15 protein-coding genes are annotated in these 16,293 nt (G+C 65.0%); 6 read left to right on the forward strand and 9 right to left on the reverse strand.

Going from position 1 to position 16,293, the window contains the following annotated elements:
* The first annotated feature begins 130 nt into the window (after positions 1 to 130).
* From KUV26_RS18560 to KUV26_RS18575, 4 genes are read left to right on the forward strand one after another with little or no spacing between them, the layout of a single operon-like run.
* Positions 131 to 1,078: an ABC transporter permease gene (locus tag KUV26_RS18560; protein WP_222509486.1), complete on the forward strand. Its 948-nt coding sequence runs from the start codon at positions 131 to 133 to the stop codon at positions 1,076 to 1,078.
* A complete protein-coding gene (locus tag KUV26_RS18565) occupies positions 1,075 to 1,890 on the forward strand; it encodes an ABC transporter permease (RefSeq protein ID WP_222509487.1) in 816 nt (271 codons plus the stop codon). The genes KUV26_RS18560 and KUV26_RS18565 overlap by 4 nt, the downstream gene beginning before the upstream one ends.
* Positions 1,887 to 3,494, forward strand: coding sequence for an ABC transporter ATP-binding protein (locus KUV26_RS18570; protein ID WP_222509488.1), 1,608 nt, complete (start codon positions 1,887 to 1,889; stop codon positions 3,492 to 3,494). Before KUV26_RS18565 ends, KUV26_RS18570 begins: the two co-directional genes overlap by 4 nt.
* Complete coding sequence (locus KUV26_RS18575; RefSeq protein WP_222509489.1) at positions 3,487 to 4,938, forward strand: aldehyde dehydrogenase family protein; 1,452 nt, start codon at positions 3,487 to 3,489, stop codon at positions 4,936 to 4,938. Before KUV26_RS18570 ends, KUV26_RS18575 begins: the two co-directional genes overlap by 8 nt.
* A 120-nt stretch (positions 4,939 to 5,058) precedes the next feature.
* On the opposite strand, the gene pncB is transcribed toward KUV26_RS18575, so the two are convergent.
* The 3 genes from pncB to pncA form a co-directional block, all read right to left on the reverse strand.
* Complete coding sequence (pncB, locus tag KUV26_RS18580; protein WP_222504729.1) at positions 5,059 to 6,348, reverse strand: nicotinate phosphoribosyltransferase; 1,290 nt, start codon at positions 6,346 to 6,348, stop codon at positions 5,059 to 5,061.
* Positions 6,349 to 6,410: 62 nt separating this feature from the next.
* On the reverse strand, positions 6,411 to 8,675 hold the full coding sequence (locus KUV26_RS18585; protein ID WP_222509490.1) for a PAS domain-containing hybrid sensor histidine kinase/response regulator: 2,265 nt from the start codon (positions 8,673 to 8,675) through the stop codon (positions 6,411 to 6,413).
* 69 nt (positions 8,676 to 8,744) lie between these two features.
* Positions 8,745 to 9,341: a bifunctional nicotinamidase/pyrazinamidase gene (pncA, locus tag KUV26_RS18590; protein WP_222509491.1), complete on the reverse strand. Its 597-nt coding sequence runs from the start codon at positions 9,339 to 9,341 to the stop codon at positions 8,745 to 8,747.
* 177 nt (positions 9,342 to 9,518) lie between these two features.
* Here pncA and KUV26_RS18595 point away from each other — a divergent pair, with 177 nt between their 5' ends.
* On the forward strand, positions 9,519 to 10,430 hold the full coding sequence (locus tag KUV26_RS18595) for a rhodanese-related sulfurtransferase (RefSeq protein WP_222509492.1): 912 nt from the start codon (positions 9,519 to 9,521) through the stop codon (positions 10,428 to 10,430).
* Between the two features lie 78 nt (positions 10,431 to 10,508).
* Here KUV26_RS18595 and KUV26_RS18600 read toward each other — a convergent pair whose 3' ends face one another.
* Genes KUV26_RS18600 through napE form a run of 6 tightly spaced genes read right to left on the reverse strand, consistent with a single transcriptional unit; the run spans position 10,509 to position 15,115 of the window.
* A complete protein-coding gene (locus KUV26_RS18600; protein WP_222504733.1) occupies positions 10,509 to 11,177 on the reverse strand; it encodes a NapC/NirT family cytochrome c in 669 nt (222 codons plus the stop codon).
* Positions 11,177 to 11,647: a nitrate reductase cytochrome c-type subunit gene (locus tag KUV26_RS18605; RefSeq protein WP_222509493.1), complete on the reverse strand. Its 471-nt coding sequence runs from the start codon at positions 11,645 to 11,647 to the stop codon at positions 11,177 to 11,179. The genes KUV26_RS18600 and KUV26_RS18605 overlap by 1 nt, the downstream gene beginning before the upstream one ends.
* Positions 11,648 to 11,655: 8 nt before the next feature.
* Positions 11,656 to 14,166, reverse strand: coding sequence for a nitrate reductase catalytic subunit NapA (napA, locus tag KUV26_RS18610; protein WP_222509494.1), 2,511 nt, complete (start codon positions 14,164 to 14,166; stop codon positions 11,656 to 11,658).
* Positions 14,163 to 14,441 carry a chaperone NapD gene (locus tag KUV26_RS18615; protein ID WP_222509495.1) on the reverse strand — a complete coding sequence of 93 codons (279 nt, stop codon included), beginning with the start codon at positions 14,439 to 14,441 and terminating at the stop codon, positions 14,163 to 14,165. The genes napA and KUV26_RS18615 overlap by 4 nt, the downstream gene beginning before the upstream one ends.
* A complete protein-coding gene (locus KUV26_RS18620; protein WP_222509496.1) occupies positions 14,438 to 14,953 on the reverse strand; it encodes a ferredoxin-type protein NapF in 516 nt (171 codons plus the stop codon). The genes KUV26_RS18615 and KUV26_RS18620 overlap by 4 nt, the downstream gene beginning before the upstream one ends.
* Before the next feature lie 12 nt (positions 14,954 to 14,965).
* On the reverse strand, positions 14,966 to 15,115 hold the full coding sequence (napE, locus tag KUV26_RS18625) for a periplasmic nitrate reductase, NapE protein (RefSeq protein ID WP_222504738.1): 150 nt from the start codon (positions 15,113 to 15,115) through the stop codon (positions 14,966 to 14,968).
* Positions 15,116 to 15,651: 536 nt separating this feature from the next.
* On the opposite strand from napE, the gene KUV26_RS18635 reads away from it, so the two are divergent.
* Positions 15,652 to 16,293, forward strand: a 642-nt coding sequence (locus KUV26_RS18635) for an IS66 family transposase zinc-finger binding domain-containing protein (protein WP_222509498.1), incomplete at its 3' end; no start/stop codon positions are given.

Genomic DNA, 16,293 nt, shown 5'->3' on the forward strand with positions numbered 1-16,293 from the left:
CCAATGCTCTGCCCGGTTTCCCGGAGAGGGTCCGGCCAACCCTTTGACGCTGCGCATTTTTGCCGGTGAGCTGCGGTTTCCCTGCGCTGCCCTCTGGACCCGTTCAGCTCAGGCTCCTAACGTGGCAGCCATGCTGCATTACGCCCTGAAACGCCTGTTGTCGCTGATCGTCAGCCTGGCCGTCGCCTCGCTGGTGATCTTCCTCGTGGTCGAGGTGGCGCCGGGCGACCCGGCCTCCTTCATGCTGGGGGTCAACGCGCAGCCCGACACCGTTGCGGCGCTGCGCACGGAACTGGGCCTGGATCAGGGCAAGCTGGCCCGCTACCTGTCCTGGGCCGCGGGGATGCTGAGCGGCGATTTCGGCACATCCTACACCTACCGCACGCCGGTTGCAGGGATGATCGCGGACCGGCTGTGGGTGTCGCTGCCGCTGGCGCTATATGCGCTGACACTGTCCACCCTGATCGCTTTTCCGGCCGGCATCTACGCCGCCGCCCGCCGCGGGCAGCCCGGTGACATGGCGGTGATGGGCGCGACCCAGCTAGGGGTGGCGGTGCCGAATTTCTGGTTTGCGATGATGCTGGTGCTGATCTTTGCCATCAACCTGCGCTGGTTCAGCGCCGGCGGGTTTCCAGGCTGGGACGCGGGGCTTTGGGCGGGCCTCCATGCGCTCACCCTGCCCGCCATTGCGCTGGCGCTGCCGCAGGCAGCGATCCTGACCCGGGTGATGCGCTCGGCCCTTCTGGACATCCTGGGCGAGGATTTCATGCGCACCGCCCGCGCCAAGGGATTGACCCGCCGCCAGGCACTGTGGCGGCACGGGGTGCGCAACGCGCTGATCCCGGTGCTGACCATCATCGGCCTGCAGTTCTCCTTCCTGCTGGCGGGCGCCATCATCATCGAGCAGGTGTTCTACCTGCCCGGCCTCGGGCGGCTGGTGTTCCAGGCGATCTCCTCGCGCGATCTGATCGTGGTGGAGTCGGTGGTGATGCTGCTGGTCTTTGCCGTCATCACAGTGAATTTCCTGGTCGATCTCGCCTATGCGCTGGTCGACCCGCGCCTCAGGAGCCGTTCATGACCCGCAACCTGATCCTTGGCGCTGTTTTGTCCTCGCTGGTGCTGCTGGCGGCGGTGCTGTCGTTCGTCTGGACGCCGTTTGACCACGCTGCGATGAATATTCCCGCCAAGCTGCAGACACCCAATGCGCAGCACTGGCTCGGCACCGATCACTTCGGGCGCGACCTGATGGCGATGATCATGGTCGGTGCCCGCACCTCCATCGCCGTCGCCTTAGTGGCCGTCGGCATCGGCATGGGCGCAGGCGTGCCGCTGGGGCTGGCCGCCGCGGCACGCAAAGGGTCGTGGCTGGATGAGCTGATCATGCGCGGCAACGATCTGGTCTTTGCCTTCCCGTCGCTGGTGATTGCCATCCTGATCACCGCCGTGCTGGGGGCCGGCGCGGTCAATGCCATCATCGCCATCGGCATCTTCAACATCCCCGTCTTCGCCCGCATCACCCGCGGCGCGGCGCTGTCCCTGTGGGAGCGGGAGTTCATCCTGGCCGCGCGGGTGGCCGGCAAAAGCGCCGCGCGCATCTCCGCCGAGCACATTCTGCCCAACGTGATGAACCTGCTGATCGTGCAGGGCACCATCCAGTTCTCGCTCGGCATTCTGGCCGAGGCGGGCCTCAGCTATGTCGGCCTCGGCGCGCAGCCGCCCACTCCCAGCTGGGGACGGATGCTGGCTGACGCGCAAACCATGGTCAGCTTCGCGCCGCATCTGGCGCTGGTGCCGGGCATGGCGATCATTCTGACAGTGCTGGGGCTGAACCTGCTCGGCGACGGGCTGCGCGACCACCTCGACCCGAAACTGAGGGTGGCGCGCGCATGACGCTTCTGGATGTCACCAGCCTGTCGCTGAAGATCGGCGCCTTCCGGGTGCTGAAGGACGTCTCCTTTCACGTCGAGCCGGGCGAGATCGTCGCTGTCACCGGCGAGAGCGGATCGGGCAAGTCGATGACCGCCTTTGCCATCATGCAGCTGCTGCCGGATCTGGCCCGGACCAAGGGGTACATCACCCTCGACGGCACCCAGCTGCTGGAGCAGTCAGAGGAGCGGATGTGCGCCATCCGCGGCCAGTCTGTCGGCATGGTGTTTCAGGAGCCGATGACCGCGCTGAACCCTGTTAAAACCATCGGCGAACAGGTGATGGAAACCATTCTGATCCACACGGCAATGCCGCGCGAGCAGGCTGAAGCCCGCGCGCGGGAGGTGCTGGAGCGGGTCGGCCTGCCCGCAGACCGCTTCCCCCTCAGCCGCTACCCGCATGAGCTGTCGGGCGGCCAGCGCCAGCGGGTGGTGATTGCCATGGCCATCGCCCTGCGCCCAAAGCTCTTGATCGCGGATGAGCCGACCACGGCGCTGGATGTGACCACCCAGGCGCAGATCCTGGCGCTGCTGAAGGACCTGGTGCAGGACTATGGCATGGGGCTCTTGATCATCACCCATGACCTGGCGGTGGTGGCGGATCTGGCCGACCGGATCGTCGTCATGCGCCACGGCGAGGTGGTGGAAACCGGGCATACGGACTGGCTCTTGCGCAACATGCGCCACCCCTACACCCGGATGCTTTTTGCGGCTTCGAACCATCAGGTGGCGCTGCCGCAGCCGCCTGCCCCTGCGCCGTTGCTGGAAGTCAGGAACGCGGTCCGCGACTACAAGACCCCTCGGAAGTCGCTGTTTTCCAAACCCGGTGCATTCCGCGCTGTGAAGAATGTCTCCTTCACCCTGAACCGGGGCGAGCGGCTGGGGCTGGTGGGGGAATCGGGCTGCGGAAAATCGACCCTGACACGGGCGATTCTGGGGCTGGAGCCGCTGCAGGGCGGGGAGATCCGGCTGGACGGGGAGCCCGTAACGACTCAACCCGCACCTGAGACCCGGCGCAGGATGCAGGTGGTGTTTCAGGACCCCTACGGAAGCTTCAACCCGCGCCACCGGGTAGAGCGGCTGATCACCGAACCGTTCCATACGCTGCCTGATCCGCCAACCGGCGCGGCGCGCAGGGATCTGATTGCCGAAACCCTGACTGGCGTCGGGCTGAAGCCGGAGGATGCCGGCAAATACATCCACCAATTCTCCGGCGGGCAGCGCCAGCGCATCGCCATCGCCCGCGCCCTGATCACGCGGCCGGAGCTGATCATCTTTGACGAGGCGGTCTCGGCACTAGACGTCTCAGTCCGCGCCCGCATCCTCGACCTGCTGGCGGAGCTGTGCGCGGCTTATTCGCTGACCTATCTGTTCATCAGCCACGACCTGAGCGTGGTGCGCACGATCACCGACCGCTGCCTGGTAATGAAACAGGGCGAGATCGTTGAGCAGGGGGACACCGAACAGGTCTTCGCCAATCCGCAGCACCCCTACACCCGACAGCTGATCGCCGCAGCCCCGGTGCTGCCCGGCACGTCCGATCCCGAAAGGAGCCCCCAGCATGTCTGATCCCCTCTGGTTCGATCCCGCGCTCTGCCTCATCGGCGGCAAGTGGCTGCCCGCGGCCGACGGCGGCACACTGCCGCTGGTGAACCCGTCGGACGGCAGCGAAATCTGCCGGATCGCCCGCGGCGGCGCGGCGGATATCGAGGCCGCAGTGCAGGAGGCAGAGGCAGCGCTGGACGGCGCCTGGGGCCGCATGACCGCGCTGGAGCGGGGCCGCATCCTGACCCGGATCGGCCAGTTCGTGCTGGAGCGGGTGGAGCTGCTGGCGGTGATTGAGGCGATGGACGTGGGCAAGCCGCTGAGCCAGGCGCGGGCCGACGCGGTGGCGCTGGCGCGGTACTGCGAGTTCTACGGCGGCGCGGCGGACAAGGTGATGGGCGAGACCATCCCCTACCTCGACGGCTACACCGTCTATACCCTGCGCGAGCCGCATGGGGTTACCGGCCATATCGTGCCGTGGAACTATCCGATGCAGATCATCGGGCGGTCTGTCGGCGCGGCGCTGGCGATGGGCAATGCCTGCGTGCTGAAACCGGCCGAGGAAGCCTGCCTGACAGCCCTGGCCTTTGCCCATATCGCCATGGAGGCCGGGCTGCCTGCGGGTGCGCTGAACGTGGTGCCGGGACTGGGCGCGGAGGCCGGGGCAGCGCTGGCTGGGCATCCGGGCGTGCATCACATCTCCTTCACCGGGTCGGTGCGCACGGGCGCGCTGGTGCAGCAGGCGGCGGGGGCCAACGTGGTGCCGGTGACGCTGGAGCTGGGCGGCAAGTCCCCGCAGCTGGTGTTTGACGATGCCGATCTGGACGCCGCCCTGCCGTTCCTGGTGAACGCCGGCATCCAGAACGCGGGCCAGACCTGCTCCGCGTCCTCGCGCATCCTGGTCCAGCGCGGGATCTATGAGGAGGTGAAAGCGCGCATGGCCGAAGCCTATGGCACGCTGACCGTGGGACCGGCGGCGGATGATCTGCGGGTCGGGCCGCTGATTTCCGCCCGGCAGAAGCAGATTGTAGAAGACTACCTGAAGCAGGGCGCGGACCTGCCGGTGGCGGCACAGGGGGCAATCGTTGCCAATGCGCCAAAAAGCGGCGCCTATGTGCGCCCCACCCTTTTCTCGGACGTGCCGGAAGATCACGCGCTGGCGCGGGAGGAGATCTTTGGCCCGGTGCAGGTGCTGATCCCGTTCGGTACCGAAGAGGACGCGCTGCGGATTGCCAATGCGACGGACTACGGCCTGGTCGCCAGCGTCTGGACCCGTGACGGGGCCCGGCAGATGCGGCTGGCAAAACGGCTGCGCGCGGGCCAGGTGTTCCTCAACAACTACGGCGCCGGCGGCGGGGTGGAGCTGCCCTTTGGCGGGGTCGGAAAATCCGGCCACGGGCGGGAAAAAGGCTTTGAGGCGCTTTACGGGTTCTCCCAGCTCAAGACCGTGGCCGCGCATCACGGCTAGGACACGCTGTTAGGTCAGCTCTGCTGCCCCAATGTTTCGCGCGCGAAACATTGGGGCAGAGAGTCTGCCACTAATTGTGCTGACCGGCGTGGAAACCGCCGCAAGACTGGCGAAGTGTTATCAGACGATTACCGCCTGCCGCTCCTGCTCTCCGACACCGAAAACCCGCTTGTAGCGCTCGATTTCCTCCGCCGGACCCATCGCTTTTTCCGGGTTGTCCGACAGTTTGACTGTGGGCCGCCCGTTGGCAGAGACCGCCTTGCAGACCAGTGAGAACGGCGCCAGCGCGTCATCCGGCACCAGCCCGCGGAAGTCGTTGGTCAGGAGCGTGCCCCAGCCGAAGGAGACCTTGGTGCGGTCCGCGAACTGCGCGTGCAGGTCCTGGATCTGCTGCACGTCCAGGCCGTCGGAGAAGATCACCCGTTTCTCTCCCGGATCCTCACCGCGCGCCTTCCACCAGTCGATCGCCATCTCGGCGCCCTTGGCCGGATCGCCGCTGTCGATGCGGATGCCGGTCCAGCCGGCCAGCCAGTCGGGGGCGCGGTCCAGGAATCCTTCAGTGCCATAGGTGTCAGGCAGGATGATGCGCAGGTTGCCCTCGTGCTCGTCATGCCAGTCGGACAGAACGTCATACGGGGCTTGCGCCAGTTCCGCATCGCTGTCCGCCAGCGCGGCATAGACCATCGGCAGCTCATGCGCGTTGGTGCCGATCGCCTCCACCTCGCGGCGCATGGCGATGAGGCAGTTGGAGGTGCCGGTGAATTTGCCCCCGAGCCCTTCGATCATTGCCTGCACGCACCAGTCCTGCCAGAGGAAAGAGTGGCGGCGGCGGGTGCCGAAATCGGCGATCGTCAGCCCGTCAACCTCGCGCAGGCGCTCGATCTTTTCCCAGACCCGGGTCATCGCGCGGGCATAGAGCACCTGCAGCTCGAACCGGCCCATGCTGTTGATGACGGCACGGCTGCGCAGTTCCATCAGCACGGCGAGCGCCGGGATTTCCCACAGCATGACCTCATGCCACTTGCCCTCGAACGTCAGCTCATACTGGTCGCCCTTGCGCTCCAGGTGGTAGGGCGGCAGCCGCAGCCCCTCGAACCACTCCATGAAATCGGGGCGGAACATCTGCCGCTTACCATAGAAGGTATTGCCGCGCAGCCAGGTGCTTTCGCCGCGGCTCAGGGACAGCGAACGGATGTGGTCCAGCTGTTCGCGCAGCTCGCCCTCGTCGATCAGTTGCGCCAGCGGCACATGAGCCGAGCGGTTGATCAGCGAGAAGGTAACGGTGGTGTCCGGCTTGTTGCGGAACACCGACTGGCACATCAGAAGCTTGTAGAAATCAGTATCAATCAGCGACCGGACGATCGGGTCGATCTTCCATTTGTGATTGTAGACGCGGGTTGCAATATCCACCGGCGGCCTCGTGCATAAGGGTCACTGATTGATAGGACAGCTGTCCGGCCGGGGCAAGGAGATCAGCCCGCGCGGCGGCTTTGCGCCTGAGGCGCCAGCTGGGCCAGCAGGTCCAGCAGCTCGGATTTGCTGATCGGCTTGCTCATGAAGTCGTCCATGCCGGCCGCCATGCAGGCCTTGCGGTCAGACTCGAAGGCATTGGCCGTCAGGGCGACAATAGCGGGCTGCGGCCGGGGCAAGGCCCGGATTGCCCGGGTTGCTTCCAGACCGTCCATTTCCGGCATCGACATGTCCATCAGGATGATGTCAGGCTCAAACCCCTCGAATTGCGCCACCGCCTCGCGGCCATCGCAGGCAAAGGCAAGCTCCACCGGCGCGGCGTTCAGGAACTTCTCTACCAGCAGCCGGTTCACCGCGTTGTCCTCAGCGACCAGAATCCGCAGCCCGCCCAGCTCCGCCGCATCGTCCGCGGCCGCAGCCCCGGCCGGCAGAGCGGCGCCGTCTGCCTGTTCCGCCTGCAGCTTCAGCCGCACCGCGAAGCAGGAGCCGGCACCCAATTCTGACGATACCGCGATGCTGCCGCCCATCGCCTCTGCCAGGCGGCGCGAGATCGCCAGCCCCAGGCCGGTGCCGCCGTACTGGCGGCTGATTGCGGCATCCGCCTGCGAGAACCTTTCGAACACATCGGCCAGCTTGTGCTCGGCGATGCCGATGCCGGTGTCGGTCACGGTGAAGGTCAGCTCATACCCGCCGTCCGCGGGCGCGCCGCCCAGCGCCACCGCCACCCGGCCCTGCTTGGTGAACTTGATGGCATTGCCAGCCAGATTCATCAGAATCTGCCGGATCCGCCGGTCGTCGCCGTAAAGCTGCGCAGGCAGATCGTCCTGAATATCCAGCGCCATTTCCAGTCCCTTGCCGCCGGCCTGGGCCTGCAGCAGACGGACCGTGCTTTCGAAACAGGCGCGGGGATCGAAGTTAACCGGGCTGAGGGAAATTTCCTCCGCGTCCATCTTGGAGAAGTCGAGAACGTCATTGATCAGGCCCAGCAGCATGCCGGCGGAACTGAGGATGGTATCGGCGTACACCTCCTGCTCCTCGCTGAGGCCGCTGTCGCGCAGCAGTTGCGCCATGCCAATCACCCCGTTCATCGGGGTTCGGATCTCGTGGCTCATGGTGGCGAGGAAATCGGCCTTGGCGCGGGCCCCCTCCTCTGCTGCGATACGGGCCTCTTCCAGCTGGCGGGCGTGCTCCTTGGAGGCGGTGATGTCCCGCTCCACCGCGATCACGGTTTCCACCTCGCCTGCGCTGTTGAGCATGGGAACCTGGCTGGTTTCGATCCATATCCAGCTCCCGTCCTTGCGCCGGTTGCAGACCTGGACCCGCACCGGCACTGCGTGCCGGATGCCGTCATCCAGTTTCTGAATTGTGGCCGGGTCTGTCTTGCCGCCGTTCAGCAGATCGCCCGGGAAGGCGCCAACCGCCTCGTCGAAGGAATACCCGGACAGGCGGGAGAAACTGTCGTTCACCCAAGTGATGCGCCCTTCGCGGTCCATCAGCATCACGCTGTCATTTGCGTTTCTGGCGACCAGCGCCAGGCGCCGGGCCTCCATCCGCTGCTCCTGCAGGCGGGTGTTCGCGGCCTCCAGCTGCTGCTGCTGGGCGGCAGTGGCCTGGTTGTACTGGCGGGTGTTTTCAAAGGCGCGGCGCCCGTAGCTGGCCAGCCAGAACATGTAGCCGGTCATGGTTACAATTCCGGCAGCGTGCAGCTGCCATTCGGTTGTGAAGCCGCCGCCCGATTTCAAGTCGGCCCAGAGCATCACCGTCGGGACCGCGCAGAAAAAGAGCATCCAGACAACCGAGGCCGCCCTGTGATACGGCAGGGTGATTGCCGCGTTCATCGCGACACCGGTCAAAAAGGCGATGGAGAACAGAATGTCTATATGGTGGCCGGTGTCCACGCCCGCCTCCACCCAGGGCCAGTATGGCAAGGTGGCGCAGATGCTCATCCCGGCACCGTAGATCGCCGCTGACGCGGTGGACAGAAGCCGCAGCCGGCGCTCTGGAACGCCGTTGGCCGCCAGAACCGGAAGCCGCCGCAGGCAGAAGCTGTCCGCGGCATCCCCGGTAAATGCCGCCAGGAACCCGAAGGCGGCGATGGTCATGTCCGTCGCAAGCCCCAGAAACAGGCAGACCCCGAAAACAAACAGCTGGCGCGGCCAGAAGGTTTTGTACCGCCCCTTGGCATAACGCAGCATCAGCTCCAGCGAGCTGTACTTTCTTTCGTAGCTGGCCAATGGGCCGTTGTCCGACCCGTTCCCTACCTTCATCAATCAGCCTTGCTGTCCAGACTCCCTGCCAGTGTTAAGCGAAATTGGTTAACATATGAAAACTTCCGTTCAGGACCGCAGAACCACCCCGGCCCCTTCCATCTGCACCAGGGCCGCCTGAAGCGAGCCTTCCAAGTCAATGGCGCGGCAGGCGGACAGCTCCACCGTCACCGCAAACCCCAGCCGCGCCGCATCCAGCGCGGTGAAGGCAACGCAGAAATCGGTGGCCAGCCCGGCCAGGGTCACCCCCGTGATGCCGCGGCTGCGCAAATACCCCTCCAGCCCTGTGGGGGTGGTCTGATCGTTCTCGAAAAAGCCCGAATAGCTGTCGATGCCAGGCCGGAAGCCCTTGCGGATGATCAGGTCGCCGTCGGTGCGCAGCCCCTTGTGAAAGGCAGCGCCGCTGGTTCCCTGAACGCAGTGATCGGGCCACAGCACCTGGGTGCCGTAAGGCATTTCAGTCGTCTCAAACGGCGCCTTTCCGGTATGGGAGGAGGCAAAGGAGGAATGCCCCGCCGGGTGCCAGTCCTGGGTCAGGATCACCGCATCGAACCGGTCCATCAGTGCATTGATGGGCGCCACCACCTCATCCCCGCCGGGCACCGCCAGCGCGCCTCCAGGGCAGAAATCATTCTGCACATCGACAACGATCAGGGCCTGGGTCATCGGCATCTCCTATGCTGGATACACAATATGTAGCGGTGCGGGCGGGTCTTGGGAACTGCTGTTGGCGGCCAGCAGCCCGGCCAGGCGGAAAGATACATGCAAAGCCCTTATTTTACTGGCGCTGCGGCACGGGTTCTTTGACTTGAAAACCCCCGCGCATGGTTCTAAGGGCGGGGCATGTACACGATTGCTGCCCTCTATCACTTCACCCGTTTCCCCGATCCCGCCGCGATCCGGCCGGCGCTGCTGGGCCTGTGCCAGGCACAGGACGTCAAAGGCTCCTTGCTGCTGGCGCAGGAAGGGATCAATGGCACCATTGCAGGCCCGCGGGCCGGCATCGATGCGGTGCTGGCGCATATCAAGTCGCTGCCGGGCTGTGCGGGGCTGGACTGGAAAGAGGCCACCGCTGCTGAGCCGCCCTTTGGCAAGATGAAGGTGCGGCTGAAGAAAGAGATCGTCACCATGGGCCAGCCGGACGTGGATCCGCTGGCATCCGTCGGGCATTACGTCGAGCCGGAGGAGTGGAACGACCTGATCCGGCAGGACGATGTGGTACTGATCGACACCCGCAACGATTACGAGGTGGCCATCGGCACCTTCGAGGGTGCGATCGATCCCAAGACCGAGAGCTTCCGCGACTTTCCGGCATGGTGGAAGGAGAACAAGGACCGCTTCCACAACAAACGGGTTGCGATGTTCTGCACCGGCGGTATCCGCTGCGAGAAATCGACCAACTACTTGCTGGGCCAGGGTGTGGAGGACGTCTATCACCTGAAGGGCGGCATCCTGCGGTATCTGGAGGAAATGCCCGCGGAGAACAGCACCTGGGAAGGCGAGTGCTTTGTCTTCGACAACCGGGTGTCGGTCGGCCACGGGCTGGTGGAGGGCCCGCACGAGCTGTGCCACGGCTGCCGCCGACCGATCCTGCCCGAAGACAAGGCCCGGCCGGAGTTCGAGCAAGGCGTCAGCTGCCACCTGTGCATCGATCAGACCTCGGAAGAGGACAAGGTCCGGTTCCGCGAGCGGCAGAAGCAGATGCAGCTTGCCCGCGCGCGCGGCGAGGGGCATCTGGGCAGCATCCCGCTGTAAAGCTGGGTCAAACAGACACTAATAAGGCCGCTGCCCATCAGGACAGCGGCCTTTTCGTGTTTTGCGGGGCTGGCAGCGTCAGTCGCTGCTCAGGCCCAGGTAGCTGCGGGTGCTAGCCAGGAGGCCCTCGCCATGGGCCGGAGCCAGCAGGCCTGCGTGGTCCTCGCCTTCGGCTGCGGCCATGTCGGGCAGCTGGTGGGCGATGCCCTTGTGGCAGTTGATGCAGGTCTTCTCTCCGGTGAACAGGAAACGTTCATGCGCGTCCGCCGCCCGCTTGGACTGGCGGGTGATGTCCATCGACTCATCCGAGTGGCAGTTGCGGCATTCCAAGCTGTCGTTTGCCTCAAGCCGCGTCCATTCGTGCTGCGCCAGTTCCAGCCGGTGCTCCAGGAACTTCTCCCGCGTGTTGATGGTGCCGAAGATTTTGCCCCAGACCTCCTTGGAGGCCTGCATCTTGCGGGCGATCTTGTTGGTCCAGTTGTGCGGCACGTGGCAGTCCGGGCAGGACGCGCGGACGCCGGAGCGGTTGGAATAGTGGATCGTCGGCTTCAGCTCCTCGAACACGTTGTCACGCATTTCGTGGCAGCTGGTGCAGAAGGCCTCGGTGTTGGTGACCTCCAGCGCGGTGTTGAAGCCGCCCCAGAAGATGATCCCCATCACAAAGCCGCCCATGGTCAGAAAGCCGAGCGAGAAATAGGCGCTGGGGCGCCTGATGATCCACCAGAGCCGTTTGAGGAAAGTCCACATCAGTCCGCCCCGCCCTGCTGCGTCTTCACATAGTCGATCACCTTGTCGACATCGACGAACTCATTTTCGACCAGCGGCCGGGCGTTGGTCTGCACCACATGGCACTGGTTGCAGAAATAGCGCCGCGGGCTGACCGCGCCGAGGGTCTGGCCCTCGCGGTTCATGAAGTGGGTGACCGAGATCATCGGCGCCTGGCTGACCTCCACGGCGGTGCGGCTGTGGCAGGTCAGGCATTTGTTGGAATTGAGATCGACCTGGTAGTTGTCGGTCTTATGCGGGATCAGCGGCGGCTGGTCCGGATAGTTGCGCACCTGGCGGATGTCTGTGTTGACGACGCCGGGGATCTGGGTGGCTTCGCCCTCCTGGTCCAGCGGCGCATTGTTGCGCAGCGTGGCGACCTGGTTCTGGGCAAAAGCGGCCGAGGCCAGCAGGATCGGTGCAGCCAGGATGGCGAGACGGAGATGTTTCATGACGGGCCTCACACTGCTTCGATACGGACTGCGCATTTCTTGAAGTCCGTTTGTTTCGAGATCGGATCGGTGGCGTCCAGCGTGACCTTGTTGATCAGCCGGCGCGCATCGAACCAGGGCACAAACACCAGCCCCTTGGGCGGCTTGTTGCGGCCGCGGGTTTCCACCCGGGTGCGGATTTCACCGCGCCGTGAAATGATCCGCACCTCGGTGCCGCGCCGGAAGCCCTGGGCCTTGGCATCGTCGGGGTGCATGTAGCAGAGCGCGTCAGGCACCGCCTGATAGAGCTCCGGCACCCGCTGGGTCATCGAGCCTGAATGCCAGTGCTCCAGCACCCGGCCGGTGGCCAGCCACATCGGGTATTCTGCATCCGGGCTTTCCGCCGGCGGTTCATAGGGCAGCGCAAAGATCACCGCCTTGCCATCGGGCTTGCCGTAGAATTCGTAATCCGAGCCCGCTTTCACATAGGGGTCGTAGCCTTCCTTGAAGCGCCACTGGGTTTCCTTGCCGTCCACCACGGGCCAGCGCAGGCCGCGCACCTCGTGATAAGTGTCGAAGGGAGCAAGGTCATGGGCCTTGCCGCGGCCGAATTCGGCGTATTCCTCGAACAGGCCCTTCTGGATGTAAAAACCGAAGTCCTCGGATTCGTGGTTGCCGTATTCGCGGGCCTTCTCGGTCAGCTCGTACTGGTCGACCTTGCCGTTGGCGAACAGCACCTCGAACAGGGTCTTGCCCTTGTAGTCCGGGTTTGCATCCAGCAGTTCCGCCGGCCAGACCTCATCGGTGGTGAAGCGCTTGGAGAACTCTGCCAGCTGCCACAGGTCGGACTTGGATTCGCCCGGCGCGTTGACCAGTTGGTACCAGAACTGGGTGCGGCGCTCGGCGTTGCCGTAGGCGCCTTCCTTCTCCACCCACATGGCGGCGGGCAGGATCAGGTCGGCGGCCTCGGCCGTCACCGTCGGATAGGCATCCGAGACAACGATGAAGTTGTCGGGGTTGCGGTAGCCCGGCAGCCCTTCCTCCATCATGTTGGGGGCGGCCTGCATGTTGTTGTTCACCTGCACCCAGTAGCAGTTGATCTTGCCGTCCTTCAGGTCGCGGTTCTGCTTCACCGCGTGGGAGCCGACCCAGCCGGGAACGGTGCCTTCGGGCAGTTTCCAGATTTTTTCCGCCTTGGCCCGGTGATCCGGGTTCTTGACCACCATGTCGGCAGGCAGGCGGTGCGAGAAGGTGCCGACCTCGCGCGCGGTGCCGCAGGCGGAGGGCTGGCCGGTCAGCGAAAACGGCGAGTTGCCGGGGGTGGAGATTTTGCCGGTCAGCAGGTGGATGTTGTAGATCATGTTGTTGACCCAGACACCGCGGGTGTGCTGGTTCACGCCCATGGTCCAGAGCGACATGACCTTGGTGCCGGGATCGGCATAGAGCTTGGCGATCTTCTCCAGCGTCTCTGCCGGGACGCCGGACATTTCCGATGCTTTTTCGAGCGTGTACTCGGAGACAAACTCGGCAAATTCCTCGAAGGTCATCTCCGAAGCGCCGCCGGCCTTGTCCGCGTTCTCGGCCATCTGCTCCAGCGGGTGCTCCGGGCGCAGGCCATAGCCGATGTCCTGGTTGCCGCGCTTGAAGTTGACGTGCTTGGAGACGAAGTCCTCGTTCACCGCGCCGTTCTGAATGATGTAGTTGGCGATGTAGTTCAGCATCACCAGGTCGGTGTGCGGGGTGAACACCGCCGGGATGTCGGCAAGGTCGAAGCTGCGGTGGGTGAAGGTCGACAGCACCGCCACCTTGACGTGCGGATGGCTGAAGCGGCGGTCGGTGATGCGGGTCCACAGGATCGGGTGCATCTCGGCCATGTTGGAACCCCACAGCACAAAGGCGTCGGCGTTCTCGAAGTCGTCATAGCAGCCCATCGGCTCGTCGATGCCGAAGGTGCGCATGAAACCGCCCACGGCGGAGGCCATGCAGTGGCGGGCGTTGGGGTCGATGTTGTTGGAGCGGAAGCCCGCCTTCATCAGCTTCGACGCCGCATAGCCTTCCCAGACGGTCCACTGGCCGGAGCCGAACATGCCGATGCCCTCGGGGCCTTTCTCGGCCAGGGTCTTCTTCCACTTCTCGGCCATGATGTCGAAGGCTTCGTCCCAGGAAACCGGGGTGAACTCGCCGTTCTTGTCGTATTCGCCGCCCGTCTTGCGCAGCAGCGGCGTGGTCAGGCGGTCGGCGCCATACATGATTTTCGACAGGAAGTAGCCCTTGACGCAGTTCAGGCCGCGGTTGACCTCGGCCTGGGTGTCGCCGTGGGTGGCGACCACGCGGCCGGCCTTGGTGGCGACCATGATCGAGCAGCCGGTGCCGCAGAAGCGGCAGGGCGCCTTGGACCACTTGAGTTCGGTCACATTGGCGTCGGTGACAAGGTTCTGCGCGGCCGCGGGAACCGGCAGGCCGGCAGCAAGCGCCGCGGCGGCGGCAGCCTGCGCCTTGATGGCGTCGCGGCGGGTCAGGCCAGTCTTGGGGCCGGTCATTGGGGGTCTCCTTCTTCAATGGCGAGATCCTGCGCATCGCAGGTTTGATGGAAGACAAGCGCCGCGCTGGCGACGCCGTCGAGAAGCTGTATTTTGGCAAGCGCATCGCCGATGGCCCGGTCGCTGTCCGCTTCGAACAGGACGACGATCTTGCCCGAGGGACCGGTTTGCGAAATCTCAGCGCGGGGCATGGATTGGATGGCGGCCAGGACGGCCTCCATCTGCGCCGGGTTGCAGCGCACCAGCAGGCTGGAGATATGGATTTCTTCTGTCACGCGGACGTCCTTTGCTGGCGGGGATCGGTGATCGCTATGGCGTTGTTCGGGCAAGTGGAGAGGCAAGCGCCGCAGCCGGTGCAGGCGCCGGCGTCGACCCGGATGGCACCGACCGGGCGGACCGACAGGTCCATCCGCAGGGCGCGCGGGTCGCAGATGTCAGTGCACAGCTGGCAGGCGATTCCGGCGGCATTCAGGCAGCTGCCGGTGATCTCCACCGAGACCGGCCAGGGGGCCGGCTGCTCCAGATCGAACACCGGTTCCGGGCAGGCCTCGGCGCAGGCGGCGCAGAAGGTGCATTCGCTGCCGCGGAAATTGATTCGCGGGCGGTCCCGGCTGTCAAACTCGATAATGTGCTCCGGGCAACTGTCCACGCAGGCTCTGCAACTGGTGCAATGCGCCTGCACCCGGGCTTCATCCGTCCAGGGCGGGCGGAATTCCGTATCCGGGCGGGCCACTCTTCCGGTCAGGAAGGCGCGCCGCGAAGGGGCTGTGCTGGCATGCGCTGGCATTGACCCGGGCCCTTAACCTGCGGGCGGTCCCAGGAAGATCTGAGAGATCCAGATCATCAGGCCGTACCCGCCGACGATTGCCACGGCCAGAACCGGCGCCAGGACCACGGCAAGGAACAGAAAGGTGTTCCTTTCTTCGGCTTTGGTTGGCTGTTCGGACATATGCGCCCTCCTTGGCTAAATTTTCACACCGTCTGTTTGCAGGCTGGCTGCAACCGGCTGGTGCGGGCGGCGGCTGGCTGCTCCGGAAAGGAACGGCGGCACTCTGACAGCGATGCCAGATCCGCCCTTTCCTCCTGCCGGCCTCAGCTCTGCCTGCGCCACCATGGGAAACCGCGGCGGCTGTCGCTTTGATCTGAATCATTTCGAAGGCTGCTGATATTTGAAAAAACGAATATTCAAAAAAGTGAAATTGACTTCACGGCCCCTGCCCGGCCTGCTCCCCCCGATGCGAGGGCGATCCCGGCATATGCAGGCGCAGGCGAATCCGGCAGCACCGCAATTGGAACAGGGGCCGCACCTGGCCTGCGATCCGCGACGGGGCGATGACGCTGAACCGTGCCCAATTCGAGGCGCTGTTTGCCGGGCTGGACTGGCGGCGGGTACGGTCCCTGGAGCCGCGCCGCCCGGCTGTGGCAGAGTGACTCGGGCTGCGGAAAGCCTGCTTCTATAGGGGGAGATCAGGGTATGGTCCGGCCATGTCCAGCGCCCCGCCCATCGACCTTTCTGCCATTCCTGAAGACCAGCGTGACGCCGTTCTGGCAGTGCTGCGCGAGCGGGATGCGCTTCGGGAGGCCAACAAACGCCTGGAGCATCTCGTCGCCGAGCTGAACCAGGCCGTGCATGGCAAGCGGTCGGAGAAGCTGAGCGAGGACGAGCGGCAGCTGGCCTTCGAGGATCTCGAGACCGCAGTGGCCGAGGTCGAGACGCAGCAGGACGCGCAAGCGGCCACTGGTCCGGTGCCGCGCAGGGCAGCCTGCCGCAACCGGGGCAATCTGCCCAAGGACCTGCTGCGGATCGAGAAGGTGATCGAGCCGGACAGCCTGGGCTGCCCATGCGGGTGCGGCGAGATGCACCGGATCGGCGAGGATCGCACCGAGCGGCTGGATATTATTCCCGCGCAGCTCCGTGTCATCGTCACTGTCCGGCCCAAGTATGCCTGTCGCGCCTGCGCCGAGGGTGTCATCCAGGCACCGGCCCCCGCGCATCTGATCGAGGGCGGTCTGCCGGCCGAGGGCGCCATCGCGCATGTGCTGGTCAGCAAGTTCTCGGATCACCTGCCGTTATACCGCCAGAGCCAGATCCTGGCCCGGTCCGGGATCGACATTCACCGCAGCACG

The sequence above is a fragment of the Leisingera daeponensis genome (genome assembly GCF_019801465.1).
GTDB lineage: Bacteria > Pseudomonadota > Alphaproteobacteria > Rhodobacterales > Rhodobacteraceae > Leisingera > Leisingera daeponensis_A.

Excerpts from the sequence above, each read along its gene's own strand:
- KUV26_RS18560 (WP_222509486.1), top strand. The coding sequence starts at position 131 with ATGCTGCATTACGCCCTGAAACGCCTGTTGTCGCTGATCGTCAGCCTG.
- KUV26_RS18565 (WP_222509487.1), top strand. The coding sequence starts at position 1,075 with ATGACCCGCAACCTGATCCTTGGCGCTGTTTTGTCCTCGCTGGTGCTG.
- KUV26_RS18570 (WP_222509488.1), top strand. The coding sequence starts at position 1,887 with ATGACGCTTCTGGATGTCACCAGCCTGTCGCTGAAGATCGGCGCCTTC.
- KUV26_RS18575 (WP_222509489.1), top strand. The coding sequence starts at position 3,487 with ATGTCTGATCCCCTCTGGTTCGATCCCGCGCTCTGCCTCATCGGCGGC.
- KUV26_RS18585 (WP_222509490.1), bottom strand. The coding sequence starts at position 8,675 with ATGAAGGTAGGGAACGGGTCGGACAACGGCCCATTGGCCAGCTACGAA.
- pncA (WP_222509491.1), bottom strand. The coding sequence starts at position 9,341 with ATGACCCAGGCCCTGATCGTTGTCGATGTGCAGAATGATTTCTGCCCT.
- KUV26_RS18595 (WP_222509492.1), top strand. The coding sequence starts at position 9,519 with ATGTACACGATTGCTGCCCTCTATCACTTCACCCGTTTCCCCGATCCC.
- KUV26_RS18600 (WP_222504733.1), bottom strand. The coding sequence starts at position 11,177 with ATGTGGACTTTCCTCAAACGGCTCTGGTGGATCATCAGGCGCCCCAGC.
- KUV26_RS18605 (WP_222509493.1), bottom strand. The coding sequence starts at position 11,647 with ATGAAACATCTCCGTCTCGCCATCCTGGCTGCACCGATCCTGCTGGCC.
- napA (WP_222509494.1), bottom strand. The coding sequence starts at position 14,166 with ATGACCGGCCCCAAGACTGGCCTGACCCGCCGCGACGCCATCAAGGCG.
- KUV26_RS18620 (WP_222509496.1), bottom strand. The coding sequence starts at position 14,953 with ATGCCAGCGCATGCCAGCACAGCCCCTTCGCGGCGCGCCTTCCTGACC.
- napE (WP_222504738.1), bottom strand. The coding sequence starts at position 15,115 with ATGTCCGAACAGCCAACCAAAGCCGAAGAAAGGAACACCTTTCTGTTC.